This window comes from Microbacterium sp. Cr-K20 (assembly GCF_000708325.1).
Taxonomy (GTDB): domain Bacteria; phylum Actinomycetota; class Actinomycetes; order Actinomycetales; family Microbacteriaceae; genus Microbacterium.
This window is the reverse complement of the sequence record NZ_JARE01000075.1, coordinates 67,747-86,458: the sequence shown is the minus strand read 5'-3', so window position 1 is coordinate 86,458 and position 18,712 is coordinate 67,747. Positions and strand designations below refer to the sequence as shown.

16 protein-coding genes are annotated in these 18,712 nt (G+C 69.5%); 9 read left to right on the top strand and 7 right to left on the bottom strand.

Annotated elements, in window-relative coordinates:
* The coding region (locus tag GZ67_RS0118025; protein WP_231481864.1) for a MarR family winged helix-turn-helix transcriptional regulator at window positions 1-428 on the top strand (428 nt) is incomplete at its 5' end.
* 12 nt (window positions 429-440) lie between these two features.
* Here the strand turns inward: GZ67_RS0118025 and GZ67_RS0118020 are convergent.
* The 3 genes from GZ67_RS0118020 to GZ67_RS0118010 all read right to left on the bottom strand — a co-directional run bounded on the left by GZ67_RS0118020 (window position 441) and on the right by GZ67_RS0118010 (window position 3,777).
* Entirely contained in the window at window positions 441-1,358 is a 918-nt protein-coding gene (locus GZ67_RS0118020; protein ID WP_029261318.1) for a cation diffusion facilitator family transporter, read from the bottom strand.
* Between the two features lie 35 nt (window positions 1,359-1,393).
* Window positions 1,394-2,800: an MFS transporter gene (locus tag GZ67_RS0118015; RefSeq protein WP_029261319.1), complete on the bottom strand. Its 1,407-nt coding sequence runs from the start codon at window positions 2,798-2,800 to the stop codon at window positions 1,394-1,396.
* An 80-nt stretch (window positions 2,801-2,880) separates the two neighbouring features.
* A complete protein-coding gene (locus tag GZ67_RS0118010; RefSeq protein WP_029261320.1) occupies window positions 2,881-3,777 on the bottom strand; it encodes an Lrp/AsnC family transcriptional regulator in 897 nt (298 codons plus the stop codon).
* A 221-nt stretch (window positions 3,778-3,998) separates the two neighbouring features.
* Between GZ67_RS0118010 and GZ67_RS0118005 the strand changes: the two genes are divergently transcribed.
* Genes GZ67_RS0118005 through speB form a run of 4 tightly spaced genes read left to right on the top strand, consistent with a single transcriptional unit; the run spans window position 3,999 to window position 9,624 of the window.
* Window positions 3,999-5,336 carry an MFS transporter gene (locus GZ67_RS0118005; RefSeq protein WP_029261321.1) on the top strand — a complete coding sequence of 446 codons (1,338 nt, stop codon included), beginning with the start codon at window positions 3,999-4,001 and terminating at the stop codon, window positions 5,334-5,336.
* A complete protein-coding gene (locus tag GZ67_RS0118000; RefSeq protein ID WP_029261322.1) occupies window positions 5,333-7,000 on the top strand; it encodes an amidohydrolase in 1,668 nt (555 codons plus the stop codon). The genes GZ67_RS0118005 and GZ67_RS0118000 overlap by 4 nt, the downstream gene beginning before the upstream one ends.
* Before the next feature lie 10 nt (window positions 7,001-7,010).
* Window positions 7,011-8,627, top strand: coding sequence for a thiamine pyrophosphate-binding protein (locus GZ67_RS0117995; protein WP_029261323.1), 1,617 nt, complete (start codon window positions 7,011-7,013; stop codon window positions 8,625-8,627).
* 49 nt (window positions 8,628-8,676) lie between these two features.
* A complete protein-coding gene (speB, locus tag GZ67_RS0117990) occupies window positions 8,677-9,624 on the top strand; it encodes an agmatinase (protein ID WP_029261324.1) in 948 nt (315 codons plus the stop codon).
* A 50-nt stretch (window positions 9,625-9,674) separates the two neighbouring features.
* Here speB and GZ67_RS0117985 read toward each other — a convergent pair whose 3' ends face one another.
* On the bottom strand, window positions 9,675-10,763 hold the full coding sequence (locus GZ67_RS0117985) for a hypothetical protein (protein WP_029261325.1): 1,089 nt from the start codon (window positions 10,761-10,763) through the stop codon (window positions 9,675-9,677).
* A gap of 117 nt (window positions 10,764-10,880) precedes the next feature.
* Between GZ67_RS0117985 and GZ67_RS0117980 the strand changes: the two genes are divergently transcribed.
* The gene (locus GZ67_RS0117980) at window positions 10,881-12,077 is read left to right on the top strand and encodes an MFS transporter (RefSeq protein WP_029261326.1); all 1,197 of its coding nucleotides are present in this window, start codon (window positions 10,881-10,883) and stop codon (window positions 12,075-12,077) included.
* Between the two features lie 12 nt (window positions 12,078-12,089).
* On the opposite strand, the gene GZ67_RS20490 is transcribed toward GZ67_RS0117980, so the two are convergent.
* Window positions 12,090-13,007 carry a helix-turn-helix domain-containing protein gene (locus GZ67_RS20490; RefSeq protein ID WP_029261327.1) on the bottom strand — a complete coding sequence of 306 codons (918 nt, stop codon included), beginning with the start codon at window positions 13,005-13,007 and terminating at the stop codon, window positions 12,090-12,092.
* Window positions 13,008-13,176: 169 nt separating this feature from the next.
* Between GZ67_RS20490 and GZ67_RS0117970 the strand changes: the two genes are divergently transcribed.
* Window positions 13,177-13,638 (top strand): DUF3817 domain-containing protein, encoded by a 462-nt coding sequence (locus tag GZ67_RS0117970; protein ID WP_029261328.1) that lies wholly within the window; start codon window positions 13,177-13,179, stop codon window positions 13,636-13,638.
* A 33-nt stretch (window positions 13,639-13,671) separates the two neighbouring features.
* Here GZ67_RS0117970 and GZ67_RS20285 read toward each other — a convergent pair whose 3' ends face one another.
* Window positions 13,672-14,343, bottom strand: a complete 672-nt coding sequence (locus tag GZ67_RS20285) for a hypothetical protein (protein ID WP_029261329.1) — start codon at window positions 14,341-14,343, stop codon at window positions 13,672-13,674.
* A 19-nt stretch (window positions 14,344-14,362) separates the two neighbouring features.
* Complete coding sequence (locus tag GZ67_RS0117960; protein ID WP_029261330.1) at window positions 14,363-15,163, bottom strand: MerR family transcriptional regulator; 801 nt, start codon at window positions 15,161-15,163, stop codon at window positions 14,363-14,365.
* Between the two features lie 167 nt (window positions 15,164-15,330).
* Between GZ67_RS0117960 and GZ67_RS0117955 the strand changes: the two genes are divergently transcribed.
* A complete protein-coding gene (locus GZ67_RS0117955; RefSeq protein WP_029261331.1) occupies window positions 15,331-16,629 on the top strand; it encodes an HNH endonuclease signature motif containing protein in 1,299 nt (432 codons plus the stop codon).
* Window positions 16,630-16,844: 215 nt separating this feature from the next.
* On the top strand, window positions 16,845-18,710 hold the full coding sequence (dnaK, locus tag GZ67_RS0117950; protein WP_029261332.1) for a molecular chaperone DnaK: 1,866 nt from the start codon (window positions 16,845-16,847) through the stop codon (window positions 18,708-18,710).
* The last annotated feature ends 2 nt before the right edge of the window (window positions 18,711-18,712 follow it).

Below are 18,712 nucleotides of genomic sequence, written 5' to 3'. Positions count from 1 at the left end.
GTCCGCATGACGACGACGCCCGCGACCACTTCGACCACCACCGCGGACACCCCGGCATGCCGCCCTGGATGGCCGACCCGTCGGGACGTCTCGGCGGACCCGCTCGCATGCGCCTGCTCGAGGCGCTGGCGGCGGCATCCGCTCCACTCAGCGTGAGCGATCTCGGCATCGCGATCGGCGTCGATCAGCCGCGCGCCTCACGGCTCGTGCAACAGGCCGTCGATCACGGCTTCGTGCGCCGTGAGGCCGACCCCGACGACGCGCGACGCACCCGTATCGCTCTCACCGACGAGGGTCGCAGGCTCGCCCGCGGCATGCGCGGGGAGCGTCGCGAGATGCTCACGACCGCGCTCGCTTCCTTCACCGACGACGAGCGGGTCGAGCTCGCCCGGCTGCTGAACAAGCTCGCCGACAACTGGCAGCGCTGAACCGGCTGCGCCCTAGCCGCGCGCGAACTCGAGCGACGGCTCGTCGTCGACCGAGAGCGACAGCACGACGGTCTCGACGGCTTCGTGCGCCTCGATCCGCCGTTCGACGTCGCGCAGCCGGCGGGCCACATCGTGCTCGCGGGCATCGCCGGCCAGATCGATCTCGGCCACGATGAACAGCCGGTTCGGGCCCACATACTCGATGTGCAGGTAGGTGACGCGCTCGATGTCGTCCAGCCCCAGCAGGGCGGTGCCGACGCGGGCCCGCAGCTTCGGCGCCGCCGTGGCCCCGACCAGGAAGGCGATGTTCCGCCGGATCAGGATGATCGCGACCACGCCGAGCAGCACTCCGACCAGGATCGAGCCGATCGCGTCCCAGGCCGCGACGCCGGTGATCTGATGCATCGCGATGGCGCCGGCCGCGATCGCCAGGCCGATGAGCGCAGCGGAGTCCTCGAAGAACACGGCCCGCAGCGTCGTGTCGCTCGTCTCCAGCACGAAGTCCCAGGTCGACGATCCGCGCTCCTTGGCCAGGCGCCGCGACTTCACCATCGCCTGCGTGAACGACGCACCTTCCAGCACGAACGAGACCCCCAGCACGATGTAGGCCACCATCGGGCTCTCCACAGGGCCGGTGTCAGACAGCTCCTGGATGCCGTGCATGATCGACACGATGGATCCGGCCGTGAAGATCCCGAACGCGGCGATGAGCGACCACACGAAGGCGTTGCGTCCGTAGCCGAGGGGGTGCCGCGCATCCTTGGTCTTCGCGCCGCGGCGGTCGGCGATGAGGAGGAACACCTCGTTGCCGGCATCCGCCCACGAGTGCGCCGCCTCGGCGACCATCGATGCCGAGGAGGTGATGATCGCGGCGATCGTCTTCGCCACCGCGACGAGGATGTTGGCGAGGAAGGCGAGGATCACGGTCACGCGGTCAGGCTACTCCCGCCGCGGGTGTGCAGGAGTCAGCGCGGCGCCTTCACCGGAAGCAGCAGCAGGAAGCCGGCGATCAGGACGACCACGATGCCCAGGATGCCGTAGGCGGTCTGACTCGTCAGCACGATCAGGAGCGTCCAGGCGCCGGAGGCCATCCAGCTCGCGGCGCGACCGGTCGTGGCGTAGAGACCGAAGATCTCGCCCTCGCGGTCGGCGGGGGTGACCCGGGCGAGGAACGAGCGTGCCGCCGCCTGCGCCGGTCCGACGAACGCGCACAGGACGAGGCCGCCGATCCAGAAGACCATCGACCCGGCGTCCCGCAGGAAGAAGACCGCGAGACCGGCGACGATCATCGAGCCGATCGAGGCGAGGATGATCCGCTTCGGGCCGAGGCGGTCGTCGAGCCGGCCGGCGGCGATCGTGGAGACGCCGGCGATCAGGTTCGCGACGATGCCGAAGATGATGATGTCCTGCGCCTCGAAGTGGAACACGGCCGTGCCGATGATCGCTCCGAAGGCGAACACGCCGCCCAGCCCGTCGCGGAAGACGGCGCTCGCCAGCAGGTACCAGAAGGTGGGCCGGGTCTCCTCGTTGCGGTACAGCCCGGCGACGTCCTTCACCAGCAGCGGGTAGGAGGCGAAGAAACCGACCTTGCGCTCCGGGCGGCCGAGCGACGGCTCCGGCACGTTGAGGAAGATCGGGATGCTGAAGATGATCGCCCATACGGCGCATCCCACGGCGATCAGTCGATAGGCGAGGCCGTTGTCGGTCGACATGCCGAACCAGTCGAAGGTGTCGAGCACGACCACGATCACGAGGGCGATGATGCCGCCGAGGTAGCCGAAGCCCCACCCGAGGCCCGAGATGCGTCCGACGTTCTTCGGGTTCGCGATGCCGATGAGCATCGCGTTGGAGTTCACCGCGGCGATCTCCTGGAACACGGTCGCGGCCGAGATCAAGGCGACGCCCAGCCAGAACAGGCTCGGCGTCGGTTCGACGAACCACAGGCCCAGCATGCACAGGATCAGGGCTCCGGTGCCGATCCCGAGCCAGAGCTTCTGACGCCCGGCGGCATCCGCCCGCTGGCCGAGCACCGGAGCGAGCAGCAGGATGCCGAAGGCGGCGATGGTCGAGCCCAGCCCCAGCCCGGAGGCGAGGTCCGCCTCGGCGGCCAGTCGCACCTGGTCGTCCTTGTCGAGGGCTGCGACGTCCGCGGGGAGGAATCCCTCCCCGACGAGGTACAGCGCCGTGAACACGAACGTGAGGATGACGGTGTTGAAGGGCTGCGTCGCCCAGTCCCACAGCGCCCAGGAGTACACCTGCTTCTTGGGGGCCGGCGTCTCGCCGCGCAGGTCGAGTCCGACGACGGCCACGGCGCCGCTGTTGGCGGTCGCCACGGGCTCGGGGACGCCCTGGCGAGATTCGGGTTCGCTCATGGGGGAAGTCTGGCGGCCCCCGGTGAACGCCCGGTGACGGCGCGCCGTACCGATATGTCGGCGGCGCGGGGCGGGGCGGCTCAGTCCGTGCGCAGCGGCCGGAGCGTGCGGGCGTAGTCCTCTTTGAGTACGGCGAGGTGCAGCCAGGCCTCGATGCGGGTCACTCCGGGCAGCGCGCGCAGGCGCTCGAGGCTCGCATACAGCGCGCCGGCCGAGGGCTCGACCAGCGTGGCGACGGCGTCGAACCGACCGAGGGTGCGGGCCGCGAAGTCCACGCCGCGCCCCCGCCGCAGCTCATCGATCACGGCCTCGTCGTCGTCGCCGAGGGTCATGCCGACACCCATCGACAGCTGCCGGTGCGCGAGCCCACGCGCCTCGACCGCGCTGATCTTGATCACTCCGGCGTCGATCAGCCGCTGCACCCTGGTCGCGACGGCCGAGGGGGAGAGGCGCACCTCCTCGCCCAGCGCGCGGAAGCTCTTGCGCCCGTCGGTCTGCAGCTGCTCGATCAGAGCTTCGTCGATCGCGTCGAGAGTGACGCCGCCGTGGTACTCCGAAACGAAGAACCCCTTGATCACGGTCGAGTAGATGATCGTGCTGATGTCGAGCACGCCGTCGATCGCGCGGATCAGGGCGAGCAGGTCGTGCAGCTCCGACATCGAGCCGACACGCACCTCGGTGACCACGTCGTGCGCCCCGCCGACCGCGGACACCAGCACGGTCTCGCTCATGTCGCGCAGGTGCTCGGCGACGAGCTCGACCGAGCCGTCGGTGCGGATGGAGACGTGGGCGAGCACGTGCTGGCCGAGGAACACGGGGTCGACGGCAGCCACGACCCGCACCGTCCTGTCGGCGAGCATCGTGCGCAGCCGTGCCGCGACGGCGGCCCGCGACTGCCCGAGTCGCTGGGCGAGGGAGAGGATGCTGGCGCGGCCGTCTTCCTGCAGCGCACGGATCAGTTCGGCGTCGAAATCCATGGTTCCGCTCGATTCCTCAGTTTCCCGCGATCGCACGCTTCGCCGCGCACATGTTCAGTGTATGAGGGGCTTGAGCCGTCGGGAAGGGGAGAAGTGCACGGATCTGGAATCAGATACCTGGTGAATCGCTGCTATCGCTGGAGTTCTGCCCTTGCCGACGGCCCCCCGCAGCCGTAGCATCCTTCGCTATCCGACATCTTCCGCAAAGGAGCGGGCACCCCATGACCACTACCCCCACGAGCGGCACCCACAGCCGGGCGCGACGCGCCGGCATCGCCGCCTTCGTCGGCACCACCATCGAGTGGTACGACTTCTACGTCTACGCGACCGCCGCGGCGCTCGTCTTCGGTCCGCTGTTCTTCCCGAGCGGCGACCGGCTGGCCGAGACCGCAGCGGCCTTCGCGACCTTCGCGGTCGCCTTCCTCGTCCGTCCGCTGGGTGGCATCATCTTCGGCCACATCGGCGACAAGCTCGGTCGGCGCACGTCGCTGGTCATCACGCTGGTGATGATGGGCGCGGCCACGGTTCTCGTCGGCTGCCTGCCGACCTACGAGAACATCGGCATCCTCGCCCCGATCCTGCTGATCCTGCTCCGTGCGGTGCAGGGGCTCGCGGTCGGCGGCGAGTGGGGCGGCGCGGTGCTCATGAGCGTCGAGCACGCTCCTGAGAAGTCGAAGACCTTCTACGGCGGCTTCACGCAGCTCGGCAACCCGGCCGGCGCCCTGCTGGCCTCCGGCATCTTCGCGATCATGACCCGCATGGGCGACGACTTCATCATCAACGGCGGCTGGCGCATCCCGTTCCTGCTGTCGATCGTGCTGGTCGGTGTCGGCTTCTGGGTCCGCTACCGCGTCGAGGAGACGCCCGTCTTCGAGGCGAAGGTCGAGGGTCGTAAGCAGTCGATGCCGCTGGCCTTCGCGCTGCGCACCAACTGGCGTCCGATCCTGCTCGGCATCGGCATCCTGCCGATCTCGACCGGCGGCTACTACCTGGCCACCACCTTCGCCACGGCCTACGCCACCGGCGACACGGTCGCGATCAGCGAGCAGCTCATCCTCGACGCCATGACGATCGCCTCGTTCGTCGAGTTCGTGGTGACGCTCCCTGTCGCCTGGCTGGGCGACAAGTGGGGCCGCAAGAACGTCATGTACTTCGGCCTGATCACCTCGGTGCTCACGTTCGTGCCGTTCCTGCTGATACTGCCGGGACGTGTCGAACCGCTCATCTTCCTGTTCGCCTCGCTGGTGCGCATCGCGATGAGTGCGACGTATGCCCCGATCGCCGCGCTGCTCTCGCAGATGTTCCGCCCGCAGGCCCGCTACACCTCGATCGCCCTGTCCTACGGCGTGGGTGCGGCTGTCTGGGCCGGGTTCTCGCCCTGGTTCGCGACGCAGCTCATCGCCTGGACCGGCAGCATCTGGTCGGTCATCGCGATGTTCATCGGCATGGCGGTCATCGCCGGTATCTGCACGCGTCTCGCACCGCAGCACTCCGACGAGGCCCCCGTCACCGCGTCCTTCACCGCCCGCACCGACACGACCGCGAACAGGCTGCCATGAGAAAGCTCACCCCCTTCGACCGCTCGGCCCAGACGGCACCCGTCCTGCTGACCGCGCACGCGATCCACACGGCGGATGCCGCGGCCACCACGGCCACGGCGATGCTGACCGATCGTGGGCGGATCCTCGCGATCGGCACCCTCGCCGACTGCGAGGCGGCGGCCGAACGGGGTGGGATCTCTCCGGAGCGCATCGACCTCGGCGACGCGGTCATCGTCCCCGGCTTCGTCGACGCCCACGCGCATCCGCTCATGTTCGGGCAGATGATGAGCTGGGTCGACTGCGGGCCGGAGAAGGCCGGCAGCATCCCCGAGATCGTGGCGCTGCTGAAGGCCGCGGCCGCCGAGCTGCCCGAGGGGCGGCCGGTGCGCGGATACGGCTACGAGCAGCGCAACCTCGCCGAGAAGCGGCATCCCACCCGCTTCGAGCTCGACGAGGTCGTGGCCGACCGCGAGGTGTATCTCATGAACGCCTCGGGTCATGGCGGCGTCGTGAACTCGCACACCCTCACCGTCAACGGCGTCGACCGCGACACCCCGAACCCCGAGGGTGGTGAGTTCTTCCGCGACGCCGACGGCGAGCTGACCGGTGAGCTGTCGGATGCCGCGTGCAACATCCTCACCGGCGTGCACGGCGTGAAGATCGGCCATCACGGTCCGAACTTCCACCTGGCCGACGAGCCCGAGGAGCACCTGCGCCAGCTGGACGCCGCGACCCAGCGGTTCCTCGCCGGCGGGGTCACCTCGATCGGCGACGCCCAGGTCACACGGCGCGAGTTCGACATGTACCTGCGCCTGGCCGAGGCCGGACGCCTCGAGCTGCGCGTATCGATGTACCTGCTCTCGCACCTGCTCGACGAGGCGCTCGAGATGGGCCTCGTCGGACAGTTCGGCAACGCGCACCTGAGCTTCGCCGGCATCAAGTTCTACGCCGACGGTACGCTCGGCGGCTGGACCGCGTACTTCCCCGACGGCTACGTCGGCGACCCCTGCCGCACCGGTCAGCTCTACCACGAGCCCGCCGAGTACGTAGGGCTCATCCGCAAGGCGCACGCCGCCGGCCTCCAGACGGCCACGCACGCCCAGTCGCCCACCGCGATCGAGATGGTCGTGTCGGCGATCGAGGCGGCGCTCGCCGAGCATCCGGATGCCGACGCCCGCCACCGCATCGAGCACTGCGGACTGCCGACGCCCGAGCAGATCGAGCGGATGGCCGTCTCCGGCATCCGTCCGGTCAACCAGACCCAGCACTACTTCAACTGGGGCGAGGGCGTGGAGGAGGCCATCGGCACCCCAGGCGAGCGCTTCAATCCGCTGGGCGAGTTCGAGCGAGCGGGCGTCCCGTTCACGATCTCGTCGGATGCTCCGGTCGCCGAGCCCATCCCGCTCGAGGCCATCCAGACCGCCGTCACCCGCGTCACCCGCCGCGGCCACAAGCTCGGCCCCGACGACCTGCGGGTCTCGGCGCTCGCCGCCCTGCGCGCGCACACGATCGAGGGCGCTGTGTCGATCGGCCGCGAAGACGACCTGGGCTCGCTCGAGGTCGGCAAGTACGCCGACTTCGCGGTGCTCTCCGGCGACCCGCTGGCTGTTCCCGCCGAGGAGATCTCGGCGATCACCGTGCGCGAGACCTGGGTCGACGGTGTTCGTCGTCACCGGGTGTGAGGATGATCCGATGAGCACCGACACCACGCCGGCCGAGCAGTACGCAGACACCGCCGGACGCGCGGTGCTGGAGACGATCCGCGCCTACGGCGTGACCGCGATCTTCGGCATCCCCGGCACCCACAATCTGGAGCTGTACCGGCCTCTCGCCGACCTCGGCATCCGTGCGGTGACGAACCGTCACGAGCAGGGCTCCGGCTACGGGGCCGACGGTTGGGCGCAGCAGACCGGGCTCCCGGGCGTCGTCATCACGACCTCGGGCCCCGGGCTGCAGAACGCCATGAGTGCGATCGGCACGGCGTTCTGCGAGTCGCGGCCGCTCCTCGTGCTCTCTCCCGGAGTGCCGCTCGGGGCGGAGTTCGCCGACGTCGGCACCCTGCACGAGACGAAGGATGCCACGGCCATGGTCGGCGCGATCGCCGAGTGGTCGCGCCGGGTGACCAGCGCGGCCGAGGCGGTCGAGGCCGTGCACGATGCGTTCGAGTTCTTCCGCACCGGGCGCCCGCGTCCGGTGCACATCGAGATCCCGCTCGACGTGCTGGAGGCGGCGGCCGACGTCCCCGCCGAAGCGCGGCAGCCGCGCCCGGTCCCAGTGCGCGTCTCCGGCGAGCCGGCGGCGCTCGCCGAGGCCGCACGCCTGCTGGCCGCCGCGAAGACCCCGGTGATCGTCGCGGGTGGCGGAGCGGTGGATGCCGCCCACGAGGTCACCACTCTCGCCGAGCGCCTCGGCGCCCCGGTGCTGACGACCCTGAACGGCAAGGGCGTGGTGGATGAGCGGCATCCGCTCGCCCTCGGCTCGAACCTGCGCCTGGCCGCGGCGCGCGCGGTCGCGGAGGACGCGGACGTGCTGCTCGTGGTCGGCTCGAAGCTCGGTGAGGCCGAGCTCTGGGCACCGCGACTCGAGGCGCGAGGATCCGTGATCCGCATCGACATCTCGCCGGCGCAGCGCGACAAGAACCTCGCAGCGACAGTCGGGATCACCGGCGACGCGGCCGCAGTTCTGGAAGCGCTGCTCGCGGTCCTCCCCGCCGAGACCCGCCTACCGCGTGAGCTGACCGCCGAACGCACCGCGATCGCCGCCGAGGCGCGCGAGACCGCACCCGAGACGGTCGCCCTGGCCGAGATCATCGCGGATGCTCTGCCCGACGACGCGATCGTCGCGGGCGACTCCTCCCAGATCGTCTACATGGCGCTGGGCAGTGTGCTGCAGTCGCCGCATCCGCACTCCCTGCTGTACACGCCCACCTACGCGACCCTCGGCTACGGCCTCCCCGCCGCGATCGGCGCCCGGGTCGCGCAGACCGAGCACCCGGTCGTGACCGTGATCGGCGACGGCGCCCTGATGTTCTGCGTGAACGAGCTGGTGACCGCGGTCGAGCAGCGCCTCGACGTCACGGTCGTGTGCGTCGACAACGGCGGCTACGCCGAGATCCGGCAGAACGAGGTCGACCGCGGCATGACCCCGGTCGGCGTCGATCTGGTGCAGCCCGACTGGGCCGCGCTCGCCACGGCGTTCGGTGCGACCGGGCGTCGCGTCGAACGGCGTGACGACATCGCGTCGAGCATCCGCGCGGCGATCGCCGAGGGCGGCGTGCAGCTGGTGCACATCCCGCAGCACGCGCTCTGAGAACCCCCCCCGCATCCGACGAATCCGCCCCGACGAACAGGAACGAGCAATGACCGAGAACGTGGGCCCCATCGACGCGTCCGTGAACCCCCGCTACTCCGGCATCGCGACCTTCGCGCGGCTGCCGCGGATCGAAGACGTGCCGCGCGCCGACATCGCCGTGGTCGGCATCCCTTTCGACTCGGGCGTGAGCTACCGGCCGGGCACGCGCTTCGGTCCGTCGCACGTGCGCGAGTCGTCGCGACTGCTGCGGCCGTACAACCCCGCGCAGGACGTGTCGCCGTTCGCGATCGCGCAGGTGGTGGATGCCGGTGACATCCCGGTCAACCCGTTCGACCTGACCGAGGCCGTGACCGAGGTGGAGCGGGCGGCGCTGGCCCTCGGCGAGCAGGTGCAGCGCATCGTCACGATCGGCGGCGACCACACGGTCGCCCTGCCCCTGCTGCGGGCGGTCGCCGCGAAGCATGGTCCCGTCGCGGTGCTGCACTTCGACGCGCACCTCGACACGTGGGACACCTACTTCGGGGCACCCATCACGCACGGCACCCCCTTCCGGCGCGCGAGCGAGGAGGGGCTGATCGACCTCACCGCCAGCTGCCACGTCGGCACCCGCGGACCCCTGTACTCGAAGCAGGACCTCGAGGACGACGAGCGCCTGGGCTTCTCCATCGTGTCGAGCGAGTACATCGAGGAGCACGGGGTCGAAGCCGGCATCGCCCGCATCCTGCAGCGCATCGGCGACAAGCCGCTGTACGTCTCGATCGACATCGACGTGCTCGACCCCGCCCACGCGCCCGGAACGGGAACTCCCGAAGCCGGCGGGCTGACGAGCCGCGAGCTGCTGCGCATCCTGCGGGCACTGAAGGAGCAGAACATCGTCGGCGCGGATGTGGTCGAGGTGTCGCCCGCCTACGACCACGCGCAGATGACCGGCATCGCCGCGAGCCACGTCGTCTACGAGCTCGTGACGCTGCTGGCCGCCCGTCTCGCCGCCTGATCCACCCGGCGTCCGAGGGAGCCGAGTAGTCAGGAGCGGGTGACCTGCGCTCAGCCGAAGGACTTCGGCGGCGTGACCCGCACGAGGACGCCGTCGGCTTCGCCTCCGGCTGCGACGATCCACGTCGAGCCGGTCCAGATCGCGTCGTTCGCGCCGCACAGGAACGGCAGCGGATACTCCGTACCGTCGACGCTCGCGCGCAGCGCGTCGGAGCGGGTGAGGCCGCTGCACGAGGAACGGCTCTCGATCGCCTCTCGCGCGTCGGCGGATCCGCCGACGATGGCGGAGCTGGCGCTCGTCCGCGCGGCGTCTCCGCCCCACCACAGGGCGGTCCCGTCGGGGCGCACGGCCACCTGGGGGAAGTTCGCGGTCTGCGGCGTGCGCGTGCGCTCCGTGCCGTCGGGGTTCAGCACGACGCGCGCCGTCGGCGCGGCGAGATGGATGGCGCCCTCCGCATCGATATCGAGGCGGACGGGTGGTACGTCGGGGAAGGACTTCGGGGCTTCGTCGAGCGCGATGGGCTCCGTGTGCAGGACCTCCCGCTGCCCGTCCTCCAGGTCGATGCGCAGGATCTCCAGCGTCAGATAGCCGACTCGTTCGGGGCGGACGTGCGCGACGATCGCGTCGCCGTCCCGGGTGGCGACGTCGACGAACTGGAACAGCGACGACTCCCCGCCGCCCGCCGCGGTGCCCGGCACATCGCGCATGGTCAACGTGGTGGTGTCGAGCACGGCGATCGCCGGTGCCGTGCCCGCGCGGGCGACGACCAGCTCGTCCGGGGTCGATGACGCCATCGCGATGACCTGCGAGAGCTGCTCGTCGTGGAAACGGGCGAGCGTCTCCCCATCGGCGCCGACGTGCAGGAACGAGCCGGCCGACTTCGCCCAGAACCCACCGGTGCCGTCAGGGGCGAGCTGGGACATGCTGAACGAGACGTCGACCAGGTCGCCCGCGCCCTCTCGGGGGGCGTCGGCTGCCGGCGAGCCCGGTCGCCACTCGACCCGCGTGTCGATCGCGATGGGTTCGAGTGTCCAGTCATCCGGTCCCGGTGGCACGGGTGCCGGTGTGCACCCGGCGAGGAGAGCGACCGCAGCGGCCAGCGCGAGAAGGGAGGCCTCGGCTCGGCGGGTGAGACGCATCACCCCAGCCTGGTCGAGCCGGCTGGGAGATCGGTGTGCCGATGTCGTCGGACGATCGGTCGGTTGCGGCGGACGCCTGATCGGGCGATGGCCTCCGGATGCTGCGAGCGTGGAACCATGACCATCACAGCGCCCGTCCCCACCGTGCCGGCCTCGGCCGTCACCCGCATCCGCTACGGCGGACTGATCGTGCTGATGCTGATGGGCTTCCTGCTGGTCACGGCGGAGTTCCTCCCCAACGGCGTGCTGACCGAGATGGCCGACGGTCTCGGTGTCACTCCCGGTCAGGCCGGGCAGACCGTGACGGTCACGGCACTCGTCGGCCTCGTCGTCGCGCCGACGATCGGGCTCATCTTCCCGCGCCTCGACCGGCGGTCGCTGCTGGTGTGGATGGCGCTCGCCGCGGCCGTCTCGAACCTCATCGTGGCGATCTCGCCGAATCTGATCATCGTGCTGCTGGCGCGCTTCCTTCTGGGCGCCGCGATCAGCGCGTTCTGGGCGATGTCGATCACGGTCGCCGCCCGCCTCGCGGGGCCTGCGAACCTCGGTCGCGGCGTCATGTTCACCTCCGCCGGTGTCTCGCTGGCGACCGTGGCCGGCGTGCCGCTGGGCGTGATGCTGAGTGAGCTCGTCGACTGGCGGATGGTCTTCGCCATCGCCGGAGGGCTGATGGTGGTGCTCGCGGTCGTCCTGCGATTCACACTGCCGTCGGTTCCGGCCGAGCGCGCGTCGAGCCTGCGCCTGCTCGTCGACACGCTGCGCCGGCCGGGCATCGGACTCGGCATGGTCGGGCACGTGCTCGTGGTTCTCGGGCACTTCCTCGCCTACACGTACGTGCGTCTCGCGCTGGAGCGCATCCCCGACGTCGACGCCTCGACGATCGTGGTGCTGCTCGCGCTGTTCGGCGTCGGCGGCCTCCTCGGCAACATCACGATCGGGCTCGTCATCGACCGCACGTTCGCCTTCTTCGCGGTGTTCGCGCCGCTGGTGATCGCCGTGTCCGTGATCTCGATGATCCTGTTCTCCGGGTCGATCCTGGGTGTGGGCATCGTGGTGGTGGTGTGGGGCTTCTTCTTCTCTTCCTGGCTGATCGTCGCGAACACCTGGGTCGGACACCGGATGCCGGATCGGCTCGAAGCCGGCGGCAGCCTCGTGGTCGTGGGCTTCCAGGGGGCGATCACCCTCGCGGCCGGCGTCGGCGGGCTGCTCGTCGACACCCTGAACGTCGAGCTGGTCTACGTGCTCGGTGCGGCCGCGCTGCTCGCCGGTGCCGTGCTCTTCGGGGTGTCGAACCGGGTCAGCAGCCGCGCCTGACGTGGCGCGGCGTCAGGCGGAGACGGGGATCCGGTTGGCCATCCGCCACGACGTGGGGGTCAGTCCGGTGCGGCGCCGGAACGCCCGGCTGAACCCCTCGTCCGAGGCGTAGCCCAGCTCGCGGGAGATCTCCGAGGCACTGCGTCCGGCCTCGAGCATCCGCTTGGCCGCGTCCACGCGCACCTCGGTGACGTAGTCCGCGGGGGAGCGGCCGACCGCGTTGCGGAACCGCTCGGCGAAGGTCGAGCGTGACATGGCGCCGATGCTCGCGAGGCGTTCGACCGTCCAGTCGCGGCCGGGCTCCTCATGGATGGCGTCGACGACGCGGTCGAGGAACGGGTCGTTCGACACCGACGGCCAGCCCGCCGGTGCGCAGCCGTTCGCCGCCCAGGCGCGGATGACCGACAGCAGCACCGTCGTCGCCATCATGCGGCAGATGACCGGGTCGCCCTGACGGGCCGGCAGCACGGTGTGATCGACGAGGCCCATGTTCAGGGCGAGGGCCGCGGCGGCCGGCTCGATGTCGTCGAAACCGGTGACGGTGAGGAAGGGCGGAAGCAGGGCGGGCAGCGGCGAAGCCGCATCCGCGAGCACGATCTCGGCGATCATGAGGCTCGTGTCGCCCTGGGCCTCGAGCGCGAACGGGGTGCGGCCGAGTGTGAGGAAGGCGTCGCCCGCGACGAGCGCGTCGCGGCGGCTGCTCGGGTCGACCATGAGGCGGTGCGAGTCCCGGTCGACGTCGAGGCGGCAGCCGTCGCCGAGCGGCGGATGCCCGTGCACGCCGCCTTCGACGATGTACACGAGGGTGATGGCGCCGGTCGGGATCGGCAGCAGTGTGCCGGAGGCGAGCGACATCCGACGGCCGACGCCGACGCGGAGGTCGACGGCGCCGAGCACCTGCGAGATCGCGTCTGCGTCCACTGTCACCATGCCTTCGGCAACGCCTCCGTCGCGTCCGCTATTCCGCATCCGACTCCTTCGCATCCGACTCCTTCGAGGCGCGAAACAGGTCGCATCGCTCCGGCGTTCTCAACCATTCGGTTGATTCGACGGCGATGACGGCCGGATACGGTGGGAGGACCCCCACCCGAGGAGTTCCGTGTTCCGCACCCCCGACCGCCTGTTCCGAGTTCTCGCGATCGCGGAGGCGATCACCTGGACGATCCTGATCGCCGCGATCATCGCCCGTGCCGTCGGCGCGCCCGGGGTCGTGGTGACGGTGGGTGGCGGCATCCACGGATTCGTGTTCCTCGCCTATGCGGCGACGGCGATCCTGGTCGCGCTGAACCAGCGCTGGCACCCCGGCGTCGGTGTGCTCGCGGTGGTCAGCGCCGTGATCCCGTACGCGACGATCCCGATGGAGATCTGGTTGCACCGCACCGGTCGCCTCGACGGTGCCTGGCGCCTCGAGGCCACGGACGACTCGCGGGATCGTCGCTGGTACGACCGCCTGATGCGGTGGTTCCTGCGGCGGCCGTGGGTGCTGGCGCTGCTGCTGGCCGTCGGCATCGTGGCGCTGTACGTCATCCTGCTGCTGGTCGGCCCTCCCGGCGGCAAGTGAGCCGCCCCGGAGTGAGCCCGGTCGGCGTGGCGATCAGGGCGTGACGACGACCGCGTTCGCGTCGGTGACGGCGTCCATGATCTTCTCCGCGTCGTTGGCCATGCAGTCCACGATCGTGTAGAGACCGACTCCGGTCTGCGTGAACGCGCGGGCGGCCATGAGCCACGACCGAGAACCCTCCACCGCGCTGACCTGACGCATCTCGACGCCGCCGTTGCCGCCCGCCATGTAGCTGAACTCGCCGGTGGTGGCGACGGGGGTGATGTCGGCCGTCGGGGTCTCCAGCAGCACGCCGAGGATCGCATCGGACGACGCGCTGTCATCGCCGTCGACGACGGGCACATCGGTCATGTGGCCCTGCCAGAAGCGCACCGTGCAGGTGCCGTCTGCCGTGCCGTACGTCCAGCCGCCGTTGCCGTCGTCGGGCGAGATCGTCTCCCACTGCTCGTCGGCGATGAATCCGTCGCCCCACTCGATGTAGGTGTCGGGATCGAGGTCGAGGCCCTCCTCGAAGGTCAGCGTCGTGCCGGGGGTGCCGCCTTCCGGGGCGTCCGTCCCGTCGGTCTCCGTGCCGGGCGACGGCGCCGCAGAGGGATCTGCTGCGGGGATCTGCGCGTACAGGCATCCGCTCAGGGGCAGGATCGCGAGCGTCACGATGGCGGCGGCGGTGCCGAGGCGGCGGGTGGCGGAGGCGGTCCACATCATGCCCGTCAGCCTAGCCACTTTAGGCGCGTCGGACGGGCTGCTGCAGCTCGGTGACCCAGTCCGACTGGTCGTCCGACACGGCGCGGACGTAGAGCTCTCGGCACGGCCCGTCGTGCACCAGACCGCGGGCGAAGATCTCGGTGTGGATGCCGTGCCAGCTCTCGGCGATGCGGTCCATCGACCCGAGGTGGATGCCGCACACCGCTTCGTTCGCGGCCGGGAGTTCGATGATCTCGAACCCGTCGCGGGCGGGGCCGGAGTACGTGTACCCGACGATGACCTGCAGGCCGTCGTCGAGCGTCTCGTACTGGGCGATCGGAGTGGAGAGCGAGTGCTCGTCGCCGATGATCGCCGCCACGGCGTCGAACGACGGGCCCACGACGGCGGCGACGGACGACTGATCGGCGACGACGGTGCGGATGGCGGCGAGGCGGACGGCCGGGAGGGGCTTGTCGACGATCTCGATCGGGGACATGTGGTTCTCTTTCTCGATGAGGTGGAGGCGCCGCTCCACGTCGACGAGTCTCTCTGCGGCGACCCGGTGCTCCAGCTCGACCTCCGCGCGGCGGATCCGCAGCAGGGAGGCGATGCGGTCGGCGTCGACACCTCGGTCGAGGATCGACGAGATGTCATCGAGCCCGAAGCCCAGCTGACGCAGGGCGACGATCCGATGCAGACGATCCAGTTGCGAGGGGTCGTAGGAGCGGTAGCCGCTGAACTCGTCCACGTGGGCGGGGACGAGCAGGCCGGCCGTGTCCCAATGCCGCAGCATGCGGTGGGTCACCTGGCCGATCTGCGCGAACGCTCCGATGGACAACATGTCTCTGTTCTCCCGTCTGCCACAGTGTCAGGGTCAAGTATCGCGTCCGGGATGTGTCGATCGATTTCGCGGCGGTGTGCGGGACCCCCGTGACCGCATATCGGTATTTCGTTTTGTGGGCCTGATCTGGCACTTTGAATGTCGGTGGCCCCTGATTGACTCGAGATATGGCAGCACTGGTGGATGCGACGGTCGAGCAGATGGCGACGCTCGCCGAGCTCACCGACATGCTCGTCGGGTTGGAGTGCACGATCAGCAGTCTGCAGGCCGCGCGTGATGGCGTGCTCGCGGTCGGTTCCCGGCTGGCGCTGCAGGTGGCTGACGAGGCGGAGCATCCGGATTTCGGCGATCTGACCACCCGCACGGTCGCGGCAGAGATGGCGGCGGCGCTCCGGGTGAGCGACCGCACGGTGCAGGCGCGGATGTCGGAGGCGGTGTGGCGGGTGGAGCGCTTCCCGCTGGTGTGGGCGGCTCAGGGGGCCGGGCGCATCAGTGCCGCACATGCGCGGGCGATCTGCGATGCGGCAGAGCATCTGGAAGACGCGGCCGATCGCGACGCATACTCCGCCGAGATGGTGCCGTTCGCCGAATCGGAATCGCCGAACCGGGTGTCGCGGCATGGGCGGCGAGTCGCGGAGCGGTTCCAGTCCCGGTCGGTCGACGAGCGGCACAAGGATGCGCGAGAGAAGAGGTCGGTGTGGGTGAAAGACGTCGGCGACGGCATGTCCCGGCTCGGGCTGCTCGGCCCCGCCGCGCTCGTGCACGGCGCATTCGAGCGACTGACGCAGATGGCGCAGGGCGTGCAGGAGTCGGAATCTCCGGAGCAGCGGCCTGCGTCTTCGGAGCGGGAGGACGTCGATCAGCGCACCATCGCGCAACTCCGCGCCGATCTCGCACTCGACCTGCTGCTCACCGGCGCTCCGGCGGGGCACGACACCCCCGATGGCCTCCTTGCCGCGATCCGCGGTTCGGTCTCGGTCACCGTTCCGGTCACGACCCTGATGGGGCACGGTACGACTCCGGCCGAACTCGACGGGCGTACCCCGATCGACACCGGCACGGCGAAAGCTCTTGCGGGTGCCGCGTCCGGGTGGGATCGGATCCTCACCCACCCGATCACGGGGGCGCTCCTCGCCGTCGATCGCTATCGGCCCGGCTCCGAACTGAAACGGCTTCTGCGCGCACGGGATCAACGTTGCCGATTCCCCACCTGCGGGTATGCGGCTCGCGACTGCGACATCGACCATCATCACGATGCCGCCCGCGGCGGGCCGACCGCCGTGAGAAATCTGGGCCACCTCTGCCGCCGCCATCACGTGCTCAAACACCATTCGCCGTGGGTCGTCGAAGTGCTCGGCGACGGCGCCTATGCCTGGACGAGTCCGACGGGCAGGGTCTACGTCGATCGGGAGCAGCCTCAGAACACGGTCACCTTCGTGGAGGAGCACGCCCCGGCGCCCTTCTGATCGCAGGCCCCGAAGCGTCGACTCGAGGCGGTGCGCAGCGGGCTCCCCGACGCGTGTTCCGTAAAGTTGAGTCGACTCGTATCAAGTTGATTTGACACGGTCGATGCTCGAGCGTACAGTTGAGCCATCGCGACTCAGGTTTCCCTGATCGCCGCAGATTTCCGCACCACAACGAACATCCAGTTCAACGAAACTTCCAACAAAGGAGAGAACACATGGCACGTGCTGTCGGTATCGACCTCGGAACCACCAACTCCGTCGTCAGCGTCCTCGAGGGTGGCGAGCCCAAGGTCATCGCCAACGCCGAGGGCTTCCGCACGACCCCCTCGGTCGTGGCCTTCACCAAAGACGGGGAGGTGCTCGTCGGTGAGACCGCGAAGCGCCAGGCCGTCACCAACGTCGACCGGACGATCGCTTCCGTCAAGCGCCACATGGGCACCGACTGGAGCTTCGACGTCGACGGCAAGAAGTGGACGCCGCAGGAGATCTCCGCGCGCATCCTCATGAAGCTCAAGCGCGACGCCGAGTCGTACCTGGGTGACACGGTGACCGACGCGGTCATCACGGTCCCCGCGTACTTCAACGACGCCGAGCGTCAGGCCACCAAGGAGGCCGGCGAGATCTCGGGCCTCAACGTCCTGCGCATCATCAACGAGCCGACCGCGGCCGCTCTGGCCTACGGCCTCGACAAGGGCAAGGAAGACGAACTCATCCTGGTCTTCGACCTGGGTGGCGGAACCTTCGACGTGTCGCTGCTCGAGGTGGGCAAGGACGACGACTTCTCCACGATCCAGGTGCGCTCGACCGCCGGTGACAATCGTCTCGGTGGAGACGACTGGGACCAGCGTCTCGTCGACTACCTGATCAAGCAGTTCAAGGAGACCACGGGCGTCGACGTCTCGGGTGACAAGATCGCCCTGCAGCGTCTCAAGGAAGCTGCCGAGCAGGCGAAGAAGGAGCTCTCCTCCTCGACCTCGACCAGCATCAACCTGCCGTACCTGTCGCTGACGGAGTCCGGCCCGGTGTCGCTTTCCGAGACCATCACCCGCGCGAAGTTCGAGGACCTCACGAAGGACCTGCTCGACCGCACCAAGAAGCCGTTCGAGGATGTCATCCGCGAAGCCGGCATCAAGGTCTCCGAGATCGACCACATCGTGCTCGTCGGTGGATCGACGCGTATGCCCGCGGTCGCCGAGCTCGTCAAGCGCGAGACCGGCAAGGACGCGAACAAGGGTGTCAACCCGGATGAGGTCGTCGCCGTCGGAGCCGCGCTCCAGGCCGGTGTCCTCAAGGGCGAGCGCAAGGACGTCCTCCTCATCGACGTCACGCCCCTGAGCCTCGGTATCGAGACCAAGGGCGGCATGATGACCAAGCTCATCGAGCGCAACACGGCCATCCCGACCAAGCGCAGCGAGACCTTCACGACGGCAGACGACAACCAGCCGTCCGTCGCGATCCAGGTCTTCCAGGGTGAGCGTGACTTCACGCGCGACAACAAGCCGCTCGGCACGTTCGAGCTGACGGGTATCGCTCCGGCTCCCCGTGGCATCCCGCAGATCGAGGTCACCTTCGACATCGACGCCAACGGCATCGTGCACGTGTCCGCCAAGGACAAGGGCACCGGCACCGAGAAGTCGATCGTCATCTCCGGCGGCTCCTCGCTGTCGAAGGAAGACATCGAGCGCATGGTGCGCGAGGCCGAGGAGCACGCGGCCGAGGACAAGGCGCGCCGCGAGGCCGCCGAGGTCCGCAACCAGGCCGAGACGCTCGCGTACTCGATCGACAAGCTGATCACCGAGAACGACGACAAGCTGCCCGAAGACGTGAAGACCGAGGTCAAGGCCGACGTCGACGCGCTCAAGACGGCGCTGGCCGGCGAAGACGACGAGGCCGTGAAGACCGCGTTCGACACGCTGAACCAGTCCCAGTCCAAGCTCGGCGAGGCCATCTACGCCTCCTCGCAGGCGGATGCCGCAGCCGGCGCTTCGGCTGAGGGCGAGGCCCCGGCCGGTGACGCTCCCTCCTCCGAGGAAGACGTCATCGACGCCGAGGTCGTCGACGACGAGGACGAGAAGAAGTAATC